Origin of the sequence: Streptomyces albiaxialis, assembly GCF_039530985.1 — a bacterium.
GTDB classification, from domain to species: domain Bacteria; phylum Actinomycetota; class Actinomycetes; order Streptomycetales; family Streptomycetaceae; genus Streptomyces; species Streptomyces albiaxialis.
On the sequence record NZ_BAAAPE010000007.1, the window covers coordinates 841,171 to 853,415 of the forward strand.

The window sequence follows — 12,245 nt, forward strand, 5'->3', positions numbered from 1 at the left end:
GCGCAGCCGGGAAGACGCGGGTCAGGTCACCCGGTAGGTGTCGGCGACCGCCTCGAAGTGGCGGTCGATCTCCTTCTTCTTGCCCTGCGAGCCCTGGACGAGCAGCACGTGGTACCGGCCGTCGAGCAGCACCGCGCGGTTACGGGCGTACAGTTCGCGCCCTCCGCCGTCCTTCCATTTGAACGTGCCCTCGGCCATGGGGGTGTCGCCCACGTCGATACGGCGCAGCCCTGTCGTGCTCGTCCAGTCGGAGGCACGGTAGGCGGACAGCTCGGGCTCGTCGTCGTTCTGGTAGGCGCTCGGGTTCTTGCCGTACTTCTTGGCCGTGTCGCGCCCGTTGACGATGATCATCGTGACGTCGCCGCCGTTGTAGAGCACCTGTCCCTTGCCGTTGGTGGACCGCCTGTCCCACTCCTTCGGCACGGCGATCTGGAAGCCCGCCGGGTCACGGCTGGTCTTGTACCCCTTGGGCGCCTTGGCGGAGCCCGTGCCGGACGGCGGACGGTCCCCGGACGGCTCGTCCTTGTCCCCGCCGCCCTTACCGCCCTTGCCGCTCTCTCCGCCCTTGTCCTTGTCCTTGCTCTGGTCCTTCTCCTTGCCGCCCGGTTCGCCCTCCGTGCCGCCGTCCTCGCCGCCCTGAGGCTTCTCCTCCGGCTCGTCCGGCACCACGACGGAGCCCTTCTGCGCACCGCCGCTCTCGCTCTGCTCGGGCATGAACCACATCGCGTACGCCACGGCCGCCGCCATGCCGAGCAGCACCAGGCCGACGATCAGCCGTCCCAGGCGGCGCGGGCTGCGCTGCGGCTTCTCCCGCTCCCTCTTGTGCCGTTGACGGCGCTCGGAGACGACGGGACGCTTCTCCGCCTTCCGTCTGCGCACCAGTTCGCCCCTGCGCCGCACGATCGGCAGGCGGCGCGGGTCAGCGGGCGCGGGCGCCTCCAGCGACGGCGGGGCCGTCACCGTCCGCTGCCCGACCTCGGGCTCGGGCGCCGAGCGGATCAGCGAGCGCAGCCAGCCGCGCAGCTCCTCGAAGTCCGGCCGCTCGGTGGGGTCCTGGCGCATCAGCGACTCGACGACCGGCCGCAGCGGCCCGCAGTCCTCCGCGAACGCGGGCGGCTCGGCGCACACCATCTGCACCAGCTCGGCCGCGCTGTCCTCGGGGTACGGCGCGTGCCCCTGCACCGCGCGGAAGAGCAGCGCGCCCAGGGCCCACAGGTCCGCGGCGGGGCCGACGGGCGGCGCGAGCCGCCAGTTCTCGTAGACGGGCCCGGCCTGCTCGGGGGCCCAGCGCTCGGTCACGGGGCCGACGACGGTCATCCGCGTGTGGCGCGCCCGTTCCGCCGCGAGCGCGGTGGCCGGACCCCGGTAACGCCCCTCCGACGCCTCCTCGCCGCCCCAGCGCTCCGCACCGCCGTCCCCGTCACCGGTCCCGTCGGGATCGCCGTCATAGGAGCCGTACTCGTCGTAGGCGCCGTTCTGGTCGCTCGCGCCGTACTGACCGTCCGTTCCGTAGCCGTCGTTCGCACCGTACGGTTCGTTCGCGCCGTAGCCGTCGCTCGCGCCGTACGATTCGTTCGCGCCGTAGCCGTCGCTCGCGCCGTACGGGTCATTCGCGTCCGGGGCGTACGGCGCGTCGCCCGTCTCCTCGTCCCCGGCGTACGTCTCCGTGCGCCATGTGGCACGCACGCTGCGGCTGCCGCCCTGGCGGGCGCCGGGGAGCGCCGTCGGGCCGGTGTCCTCGTCGGGGCGTGTGACGTACGGTCCCGCCGCGCGCGGGCCGTAGATCTCGTCCCGGTCCACTCCCCGCGCGCCCCCGCCGCCCAGCGCGTCGGGCCGTACCTCGTCCTCGGCGGAGGACAGCCAGCGCACGTCGTCGTCGAGCGCGCCACCCGCGTCGGTACCGGTTCCGGTGCCCATACCCGCGCCGGTGCCGCGGCCGTGGCCCGGGCCCACGGGCGCGGTGGACCACCAGTCGGCCGCGGGACGCTGCGAGGCGCCGTCGTCCCGCCGCGCGCCGGGCCCGCGCTCGTCGGCCCCGTCCCGCGTCTCGGCCGCCGCGCGCTGCGTGCCCGCGCGGTAGGCGGCGATGGCGCCCCTGCGTGCCGCCCGCGCGGACGCGTCCCCGTCCTCGGCCGCTCCGCGCAGCCCGGGCGCGCCCGCCGTGCCGTAACCGTGCGCCACGGGCGCCTGCGAGCCGTCGCCCCGCGCCCCGGGGCCGTTCCGCACGCCGCTGGGAGCCGTGTGTCCGCCCTGGCCGTGAGGGGCCTGTCCGCCCGGTCCGCCGACCGGTTCGCCGCCGCGCCCGGCGTCCTCGTCCGGCTGCATTCCCTCGAAGCCGAAGATGCCCCTGCCGCGCGCGTCGTCCCCGCCCGGGGGGCCGTCGGGACGCGCGGCGAACCCTTCGGGCAGCGGGCTCCCCGTCCAGGTCGCGGGCCCGCGGGCGCCCCCGTACGGGATGGTGTCGTGGTAAGGACTGGCCGCAGGCTCCCGCCCGGGGCCGCCGTTCCCGTTCCCGGCGCCGTTCCCCAGCTCGCCGGGGGCCGGTCCCGGATCCTCACCGCCGGGACGGGCAACACCAGCAGCACCGCCCCCACCAGCAGCAGGGCCAGCAGACCCACCCGACGCGTCCGGCCCATCCGGTATGTCACCCGTGGGCGGCGCGGGCACGCGGCCCGGCTCCGGCAGCGGGTCGTAGCCGCACAGGGCCTCCTCGGCCGCGCCGACGGCGAGACCTGTGAGCAACGCCCGCCCGTCCTCGCAGATCAGGACGGTGCGGGCGGTGATGTTGCGGTGGGCCCAGCCGTGCGCGTGCACGACGCGGAGGGCGGCGAGCAGATCGGCGGCTATCTCCGCCGCGCGGTGCGCGCCCAGCGGCCGGTCGGCCAGTAAGGCGGCGAGCGGGCGCGCGGGGACCAGCTCGCTCACGATCCACAGCCCGTCGCCCTCGACGAAGACGTCGAAGACCTGGTCGAGCCGCGGGTGGTCGGGGACGCGGGAGGCGGCGACCGCCGCCTCGACCGCGCGGCGCACCACCGGGTCGGCGGGCCTGCGGGTCGCACGGCCGGTCGAGCCCCGCAGCCGTCCGGAGCCGCCGCCCGGGCCGCCCTCGCCGCCGTGCCCGTACCCGTCGTCGACGACCTCGGCCTCGATGACCTCGGGCAACGGCACCTGCCGGACGAGGACTTCCTGGCCGCTCGCGGTGTCCCAGGCCAGCGATTCCGCGAACTCGTACTCCTCGGAGGGCGGACGCGGCAGGCGGTAGCGGTCGGCGAGCAACCGCCCCGCGTATCCCGCGAAGTCCTCCACGACGCCTCCCCATAGCGCGTCAGACCGTCAATTCCGCTCTCACTCCGCCTCATTGCGGCTGATGACGGACTGCGGTCTTTCACGATACGTGCCAGAACAGACCTGCGTGCCCGTACGGCTCACTCTGTCCGGTCACTTGCGCGAGTGAGTCGCCGGGTACGTCCTTCCTTCCGCCCTTCCCCCGAAGCGACGGCCCGGAACCGCCCTCAGCCGGTCGGCTTGAAGGTCTTGAAGGCGGTCTTGCGGAGGGTGGCGCACTTCTTGTCCTGCCACCCGTCGGCCTTGCAGGTGATCATGATGGCGTAGCCGCGCTTGCCGTCGACCTTGAAGCCTCGGTTGAGCACGTGCACCTTCTGCCCGTCCTCCTGGCGCAGGAACTGCCAGTCGGCGACGGTCGGATAGCCGCGCCACTCGGTCTTCTTGATGCCCAGCGGCCGGTACCCGGGGCTGGAGCCCTTGACGGCGGGCTCCAGGCTGCGCCAGGCGCCCGCGGCGTTGGCGAGCGGGCTGTCGTTGAAGTCCACCTGGATCTTCGGGAGGCCGCCGCCGGAGTACTTCCCGCCGGAGTTCTTGCCCGCGACGCCGGTGCGCTCGAAGCCCTCGGGCATCGCCATGCTGAAGTGGAAACGGCCGTCGGACACCGTCTTGTAGCCCGCGGGCAGCGCGTCCTTGCCGCCCTTGCCCTTGCCGTCCTCGCCGTCCTTCTCGCCCTTGTCGTCGCCCTCGCCGGGCTTCTGGGGCTGCTCGGGCTTGTCGTCCTTGCCGTCGGAGCCGCCCTCGCCCTGCTCGCCCTCGGCGGGCTTGCCGCCCTTCCCGCCCTTGGCGTCGCCGCCCGCGCTGCCGCTCGACGAGCCGCCGTTCTTGGCCTCGTCGCCCCCGCCCTCGCCGCCGGAGGCGGTGGCGACCACGGCGACGACCACGATCACCGCTATGACGACGGCCGCGGCGATGAGGCCGAGCATCCGGCGCGAGATGCCCTGCCGCAGCTCGGGCAGCTCCCGCAGGTCGCGCAGCGAGGTGATCGCGCCGCTGCCGCCGCTCTCGGGCGGCAGCGCCCGGCTGCCCGAACCGCCGCCGGTGCCGGGACCGGCCCCCGCACCCGTGCCCGCGCCGCTTCCGCTCTTCCCACTGCCCGTACGGGCCGCCCCGTCGCCCTCTGCGGGCAGCTCACGGGACGCGGCCGGGGACGGGGGGCCCGCCGCCGACGTGGAGGGCCCCGGGGCCCCGGAAGCCCCTGAGGCCCCCGAGGACGCCCTGGGCGGGCTCGTGGGCGCCGGGGGCGCGGTGGGCGGCGTCGAGGGCCTGGAGGGGGCGGTGGGCTTCGTCAGGGAGTGCCGCGCGCCGGACGAGGCGGCGGCACCGGCGCCACCGGCACCCGCGCCCGCGGCCCCGGAGCCCTTCCGCTGCGTGCCGCCACCCGCCGTACGGCCCCGGGAACCCCCGGAGCCCCTGCTGTCCTTGGGCTTACGGGTGCCCGTACCGGCGCCGCCGGAGGCGTCCGCGCCCCCGGCCCCGGTGCCCGCGCCCGACGACGAGGTGCCGGTGGCACCCGCCGCGGCCGAACCCGCCGCGTTCCGCACGGACTTCAGCGCGCCGCGCAGCCGGTCGGCCGAACTGCCGCTCTCGGCGCGCCTCTTGCGCCGCCCGCCGCCCTCGCCGCCCGGCGTACCGGCGGGCCCGGACGGTGGCGTGCCGGTGCCCGGAGTCGGCAGCACCGCCGTGCGCGTGGCGTCCGAGCCACCGCCCGTACCGGCGGCGGCGCTCTTGAAGCCGAACGCCACCGGCTCCAGCAGCACCCGCGCGCTCTCGACGTCGAGCCGCTTCTCGGGGTCCTTGACCAGCAGTCCGGAGATGACCTCGCTCAGCTCGCCGGCCCGCTCCGAGTGGGGCACCGGCTCCGTCATGACCGCGGTCAGCGTGGAGATGGCCGAGCCCTTGTCGTACGGAGGGCGGCCCTCGACGGCCGCGAAGAGCAGCCCTCCCAGCGACCACAGGTCGGCGGGCGGCCCCGGCGGCTTGCCGCGCGCCCGCTCGGGCGAGATGTACGAGGGGGCGCCGACGAGCATGCCCGTCGACGTCACGGAGGGGTCGCCCTCGACCTTGGCGATGCCGAAGTCGGTGAGGATGACCCGGCCGGTGTTGTCCTCCAGCAGCACGTTGGACGGCTTCACGTCGCGGTGCAGGATGCCCTCGCGGTGCGCGGCGCGCAGCACGTCGAGGATGGCGAGGCCGACCTCGGCCGCGCGCTCGGCGGAGAGCGGGCCGTCCTCCTTGATGTGGTCCGCGAGGGAGCGGCCCTCGATCAGCTCCATGACGATCCAGGGGCGGCTGTCCTCGTTCACGACGTCGAAGACCGTGACGGCGCTGCCGCTGCGGATCCGGGCGATCGCCTTGGCCTCACGCAGGGTACGGGTGATGAGCCGCTGCTTCTCGTCCTCGTCGACGCTCGACGGGAACCGAAGCTCCTTCACCGCGACCGTGCGGCCCAGGATTTCGTCCTGACCGCGCCAGACGGTGCCCATTCCGCCCCGCCCGAGGACATCCCCGAGCCGATAGCGACCGCCTACCAGCCGTCCCGTGTCCTCGCTCATGAATCCCCTTGTGTCCCCTCTGCGTGAGAGACCGCCCCCGGCAGAGCCTTCATTGTGAACCATCCTCCTGACAAGACGTGTACGGGGGCGGCACAGTTACACCACGGCACTACCACTTCTCTTCGGGCTTCACACGGCCAAGGGGACTTACGGGACGACCAGCCCAACGGGGTACTCAAGGAACCGAAGTGACAGGGGAAATACCTCAGAGCGGCACGATGTCGGGCGCCCCCAGCCGTGCCGCGTCCGCGGTCTGGTCGTCGGGCTGGAGCTGCGACTCGCGCTCGGCCTCGACCCGCTTCTCGTAGTGCGCGACCTCCCGGTCGATCTGGTCCATGTCCCAGCCGAGCACCGGCGCCATCAGCTCCGCGCACTCCCGCGCGCTCAACGTGCCCCTGTCGAACGTCTCGATGGAGATACGGGTACGGCGCGTCAGCACATCGTCCAGATGGCGTGCGCCCTCGTGCGTACAGGCGTAGACGATCTCGGCCTTCAGATAGTCGTCGGCCGCGGGGAGCGGGTCGCCCAGCTTGGAGTCGTCGGCGATCAGTGCGAGCACCTCGTCGATCATCGATCCATAGCGGTTGAGCAGATGCTCAACGCGAGCGACATGGAGCCCTGTTTTCTGCGCGATCCTGGCGCGGCCGTTCCACAGCGCGTGGTATCCCTCCGCGCCGGACAGCCGGACTTCCTCCGTGACGCAGTCGGCGACCCGGTGGTCCAGGCCGTGCACGGCCTCGTCCACCGCGTCCTTGGCCATCACCCGGTACGTCGTGTACTTGCCGCCCGCGATGACGACCAGGCCGGGCACCGGATGCGCGACGGTGTGCTCGCGCGAGAGCTTGCTCGTCGCGTCCGACTCGCCCGCCAGCAGCGGCCGCAGGCCCGCGTAGACACCCTCGACGTCGTCGCGCGTGAGCGGCACGGCGAGCACCGAGTTCACGTGGTCGAGCAGGTAGTCGATGTCCGCACTCGACGCCGCCGGGTGCGCCTTGTCCAGGTCCCAGTCGGTGTCCGTCGTCCCCACGATCCAGTGCCGCCCCCACGGGATGACGAAGAGCACGCTCTTCTCGGTGCGCAGGATCAGCCCCGTCGAGGAGTTGATGCGGTCCTTGGGGACGACCAGGTGGATGCCCTTGGAGGCCCGTACGTGGAACTGGCCGCGCTCGGCGATCAGCCCCTGGGTGTCGTCCGTCCACACGCCCGTCGCGTTGACGACCTGGCGGGCGCGGACCTCGAACTCGCCGCCCTGCTCCAGGTCCTGCACCCGCGCGCCGACGACCCGCTCGCCCTCCCGCAGGAAGCCGACGACCCGGGCGCGGTTCGCGGCGAGCGTCCCGTACTCGGCGGCGGTGCGCACCAGCGTGGCGACGTACCGCGCGTCGTCCATCTGCGCGTCGTAGTACTGGAGGGCGCCGACCAGGGCGTCCTTCCGCAACGCCGGGGCGACGCGCAGGGCGTGACGGCGGGTGAGGTGCCGGTGCGCGGGGAGGCCCCGGCCGTGCCCGGAGGAGAACGACATGGCGTCGTACATCGCGACACCCGTGCCCGCGTACAGCCGTTCCCATCCCTTGTGCTGGAGCGGGTAGAGGAACGGGACCGGCTTCACCAGGTGCGGGGCGATGCGCTCCAACAGCAGCCCGCGCTCCTTGAGCGCCTCGCGGACGAGCGCGAAGTCCAGCATCTCCAGATAGCGCAGTCCGCCGTGGATCAGCTTGCTGGAGCGGCTCGACGTGCCCGAGGCCCAGTCCCTCGCCTCGACGATTCCGGTGGCGAGACCGCGTGTCGCGGCGTCCAGCGCGGTTCCCGCGCCCACCACGCCGCCGCCGACGACCAGGATGTCGAGCTCACCCTCGGCCATCTTCGCCAGCGCCTCGGCACGCTGGTCAGGTCCCAGTGTCGCTGTCCTCACTGCTGCCTCCCGTGGTGCTCGTGTCGGTTGCGTGACACCGCCCCCGTGTCCCCCTCCCGATGGTCCCCCATTTCCCTGAGTTTGGCCGGACGCCGGCGCTGCCAAGCGCGTAATCCGGCATATCTGTCATATAGGCCCTTAACCTGAATTGGAGCTGCCCGCCACTCACCGCGGCTCCCGGGAGCAGCCCCGGGACAGCAGGGGAAGGGATGTCCGCCGTCATGCCCGTAGATCTCGCCGTCCTCGGACTCGCCCGTTCGGGTCTTCCGCTGGCCCAGGCCGCCACGGCGGCCGGGATCGGCACCATCGGGTACGACCCCGACACGGCCACCCTCGCCGACCTCGCCGCGGGCCGCCCACCGGGTGACACCGCGCTGACGGCCGCCGAGATCCGCCGCATGCTCTCCCGGGGCTTCCGCGCCACCGACGACCCCGCCGTCCTCGGACGCGTCCGTACGGCCGTGATCTGCGCCCCCACGGCCCTCGGGCCCGACCGGGCGCTGGACCTCACGCCCGTCCGTACGGCCGCGCAGACCCTGGCCGCGCATCTGCGCCCGCGCACCACGGTCCTCGTCGAGTCGGACGTCTACCCCGGCAGCACCGAGGACCTGGTCCGCCCGCTGCTGGAGGCGGGCTCCGGGCTGCGCGCCGGCCGCGACTTCCACCTCGCCTACGCGCCCTCGCGCATCGACCCCGGCAACCGCAGCCACGGCTACGCCACCATCCCGAAGGTGATCGGCGGACTGACCCCCGCCTGCACCGAGGCGGCCGCGGCCTTCTACGGACGGCTCACCGACAAGGTCGTCCGCGCCCGCGGCCCGCGCGAGGCGGAGACCAGCAAGCTGCTGGAGACCAACTACCGCCAGATCAACATCGCGCTCATGAACGAGATGGCCGTTTTCTGCCACGACCTGGACATCGACCTGTGGGACGTCATCCGCTGCGCCGAGTCCAAGCCCTTCGGCTTCCACTCGTTCCGCCCGGGTCCCGGCGTCGGCGGCCCGGGCGTCCCGATCGACCCCAACTACCTCTCGTACCGCAGCCGTTCACTCGGGTACCCGCTGCGGATGGTCGAACTCGCGCAGGAGGTCAACGGACGCATGCCGCGCTACGTCGCGCAGCGCGCCGCCGCCCTGCTCAACGAGCACGGCAAGTCGGCGCGCGGCGCGCGCGTGCTCCTGCTGGGCGTCACCTACAAACCCGACCTCGCGCATCAGGAGGGCGCACCGGCGCGCGAGGTGGCGACACGGCTCAAGGACCTGGGCGCGCAGCTCAGCTACCACGACCCGTACGTCTCCGAGTGGCGCGTGGCCGGACAGCCCGTGCCGCGCGCCGACTCGCTCTACGAGGCGGCGGCCGCCGCCGACCTCACCCTGCTCCTCCAGAACCACCGCACCTACGACCTCCAGGGCCTGGCCGCCAAGGCGCAGCTCCTCCTCGACACGAGGGGAGCGAGCCCGACGGGCGCGGCCCACCGGCTCTAGGGGTGTCCCGCGGATCAGGTCAGCGCGCGACCGTGACCTCGACGCGCTGGAACTCCTTCAGCTCGCTGTATCCCGTGGTGGCCATCGCACGGCGCAGCGCCCCGAAGAAGTTCATCGAGCCGTCGGGGGTGTGCGAGGGGCCGAGCAGAACCTCCTCCAGGGTGCCGACGGCGCCCAGGTCCACGCGGCGGCCGCGCGGCAGCTCCTCGTGGACGGCCTCCATGCCCCAGTGGTGCCCGCGGCCGGGCGCGTCCGTGGCACGCGCGAGCGGCGAGCCCACCATCACGGCGTCGGCACCGCAGGCCACGGCCTTCGGCAGGTCGCCGGACCAGCCGACGCCGCCGTCGGCGATCACGTGCACGTACCGGCCGCCGGACTCGTCCATGTAGTCCCTGCGGGCCGCGGCGACGTCCGCGACCGCAGTGGCCATGGGGACCTGGATACCCAGCACGTTCCGCGTGGTGTGCGCGGCGCCGCCGCCGAAGCCGACGAGGACGCCCGCGGCGCCGGTGCGCATCAGGTGCAGCGCCGCCGTGTACGTCGCGCAGCCGCCGACGATGACCGGGACATCCAGCTCGTAGATGAACTGCTTCAGGTTCAGCGGCTCGGCGGCGCCCGAGACGTGCTCGGCCGAGACGGTGGTGCCGCGGATCACGAAGAGGTCGACGCCCGCGTCCACGACGGCCTTGGAGAACTCCGCGGTGCGCTGCGGCGAGAGCGCGGCGGCCGTGACGACGCCCGAGTCACGGACCTCCTTGATGCGGCGGCCGATCAGCTCTTCCTTGATCGGCTCGGCGTACAGCTCCTGCATGCGGCGGTTCGCCGTCGCCTCGTCCAGCTCGCCGATCTCCTGGAGGAGCGGCTCCGGGTCCTCGTACCGCGTCCAGAGGCCCTCCAGGTTGAGGACGCCGAGGCCGCCGAGCTCACCGATGCGGATCGCGGTGCGCGGCGAGACGACCGAGTCCATCGGGGCGGCGAGGAACGGCAACTCGAAGCGGTAGGCATCGATCTGCCACGCGATCGAGACCTCCTTCGGGTCGCGGGTGCGCCTGCTGGGCACCACGGCGATGTCGTCGAAGGCGTACGCCCGGCGGCCGCGCTTGCCGCGCCCGATCTCGATCTCAGTCACGTTTGTCGTTCCCTCGCTGCTCAGTCGGCGGGCCGCTCAGTCGGCGAGATAGAGATCCTCGTCGAAGACCGTGACCACGGCGATGACCATCAGGCCATGCCCGATCAGGTACTCGACGAGGATGCCCGGAGCGGCCTGTGCCTTCCGGTCGTCCTCATGCGTTCCCACCGGCGCCGATGCCTTGTGATACGGGTCGGTGGCCAGCTTGGCCAGACCACGCTCCAGCATCTCACGACGCTCGGAGACCATGGAGTCGACGGTCTCCCGCGCCTCTATGGTGTACGCGACCCGGTACATCAGGGGCTACCGGCGGGCATAGTTCGGCGCCTCCGTCGTCATCTGGATGTCGTGCGGGTGGCTCTCCTTGAGGCCGGCCGCGGTGATCCGGACGAAGTGGCCGTTCTCCTTCATCTCGGGAACGGTGCGCCCGCCGACGTAGAACATCGACTGCTTCAGGCCGCCGACGAGCTGGTGCACCACGGCGCCGAGCGGGCCGCGGTAGGCGACCTGGCCCTCGACGCCCTCGGGGATCAGCTTGTCGTCGCCGCTGACGCCCTCCTGGAAATAACGGTCCTTCGAGTACGACTTGGCGTCGCCGCGGGTCTGCATGGCGCCCAGGGAGCCCATGCCGCGGTACGACTTGAACTGCTTGCCGTTGATGAACAGCAGCTCGCCCGGCGACTCCTCGCAGCCCGCCAGCAGGCTGCCGAGCATCACGGTGTCGGCGCCGGCGACGAGGGCCTTGGCGATGTCGCCGCTGTACTGCAGGCCGCCGTCGCCGATGACCGGGATGCCGGCGGCCTTGGCGGCGAGCGACGCCTCGTAGATCGCGGTGACCTGGGGGACGCCGATGCCCGCGACGACGCGGGTGGTGCAGATCGAGCCGGGGCCGACGCCGACCTTGATCCCGTCGACGCCCGAGTCGATCAGGGCCTGGGCGCCCTCGCGGGTGGCGATGTTGCCCCCGACGACGTCGACCCCCGGGTGGTTCGACTTGATCTTGGCGACCATGTCGCCGACCAGACGCGAGTGGCCGTGCGCGGTGTCGACCACGACGAAGTCGACGCCGGACTCGATGAGGGCCTGCGCCCTGTCGTAAGCATCGCCCGCGACGCCTACCGCGGCGCCGACGATGAGGCGGCCCTCGTCGTCCTTGGCGGCCAGCGGATACTGCTCGGCCTTGACGAAGTCCTTGACGGTGATGAGGCCCTTGAGGGTGCCGCCCGCATCGACCAGGGGGAGCTTCTCGATCTTGTGGCGGCGGAGCAGCTCCATGGCCTCGTCGCGCGAGATGCCGACCTGGCCGGTGACCAGCGGCATCGGCGTCATGACGTCCCGCACCTGGCGGCTGCGGTCCAGCTCGAAGGCCATGTCGCGGTTGGTGACGATGCCGAGCAGCTTGCCCGCGGCGTCGGTGACCGGGACGCCGCTGATGCGGAAGCGGCCGCAGAGCGTGTCCGCCTCCTCCAGCGTGGCGTCCGGGCGGATGGTGATCGGGTCCGCGACCATGCCGGACTCCGAGCGCTTGACGCGGTCGACCTGCGCGGCCTGGTCCTCTATCGAGAGATTCCGGTGCAGGACGCCGACGCCGCCCTGGCGGGCCATCGCGATGGCCATGCGGGCCTCGGTGACCTTGTCCATGGCGGCGGACAGCAGCGGCACGTTCACCCGGACGTTCCGGGAGACATGGGAGGCCGTGTCGATGTCCTGGGGGGCCATGTCCGACTCGCCTGGCAGCAGCAGCACGTCGTCGTACGTCAGCCCCAGAGCGGCGAATTTGGCGGGCACTCCGTCGACGTTCTCTGTCATGACACCTTTCCCAT

The 12,245-nt window shown here is 72.8% G+C and carries 7 protein-coding genes; 1 reads left to right on the plus strand and 6 read right to left on the minus strand.

Annotation, left to right across the window (positions count from 1 at the left end):
- Window positions 1-21: 21 nt before the first annotated feature.
- From ABD343_RS14840 to ABD343_RS14850, 3 genes are all read right to left on the minus strand, one after another.
- Entirely contained in the window at window positions 22-3,306 is a 3,285-nt protein-coding gene (locus ABD343_RS14840) for a hypothetical protein (RefSeq protein WP_344528027.1), read from the minus strand.
- 206 nt (window positions 3,307-3,512) lie between these two features.
- Window positions 3,513-5,897 (minus strand): serine/threonine-protein kinase, encoded by a 2,385-nt coding sequence (locus tag ABD343_RS14845; protein WP_344528029.1) that lies wholly within the window; start codon window positions 5,895-5,897, stop codon window positions 3,513-3,515.
- A gap of 205 nt (window positions 5,898-6,102) precedes the next feature.
- The gene (locus tag ABD343_RS14850; protein ID WP_344528031.1) at window positions 6,103-7,809 is read right to left on the minus strand and encodes a glycerol-3-phosphate dehydrogenase/oxidase; all 1,707 of its coding nucleotides are present in this window, start codon (window positions 7,807-7,809) and stop codon (window positions 6,103-6,105) included.
- Between the two features lie 221 nt (window positions 7,810-8,030).
- Between ABD343_RS14850 and ABD343_RS14855 the strand changes: the two genes are divergently transcribed.
- On the plus strand, window positions 8,031-9,293 hold the full coding sequence (locus tag ABD343_RS14855) for a nucleotide sugar dehydrogenase (RefSeq protein WP_344528033.1): 1,263 nt from the start codon (window positions 8,031-8,033) through the stop codon (window positions 9,291-9,293).
- Between the two features lie 19 nt (window positions 9,294-9,312).
- On the opposite strand, the gene ABD343_RS14860 is transcribed toward ABD343_RS14855, so the two are convergent.
- The 3 genes from ABD343_RS14860 to guaB are packed head-to-tail and all read right to left on the minus strand — an operon-like array spanning window position 9,313 to window position 12,231.
- Window positions 9,313-10,422 carry a GuaB3 family IMP dehydrogenase-related protein gene (locus ABD343_RS14860; protein WP_344528035.1) on the minus strand — a complete coding sequence of 370 codons (1,110 nt, stop codon included), beginning with the start codon at window positions 10,420-10,422 and terminating at the stop codon, window positions 9,313-9,315.
- Window positions 10,423-10,458: 36 nt separating this feature from the next.
- The gene (locus ABD343_RS14865; RefSeq protein WP_344528037.1) at window positions 10,459-10,671 is read right to left on the minus strand and encodes a hypothetical protein; all 213 of its coding nucleotides are present in this window, start codon (window positions 10,669-10,671) and stop codon (window positions 10,459-10,461) included.
- Window positions 10,672-10,725: 54 nt separating this feature from the next.
- Complete coding sequence (guaB, locus tag ABD343_RS14870; RefSeq protein ID WP_344528038.1) at window positions 10,726-12,231, minus strand: IMP dehydrogenase; 1,506 nt, start codon at window positions 12,229-12,231, stop codon at window positions 10,726-10,728.
- Between the last annotated feature and the right edge of the window lie 14 nt (window positions 12,232-12,245).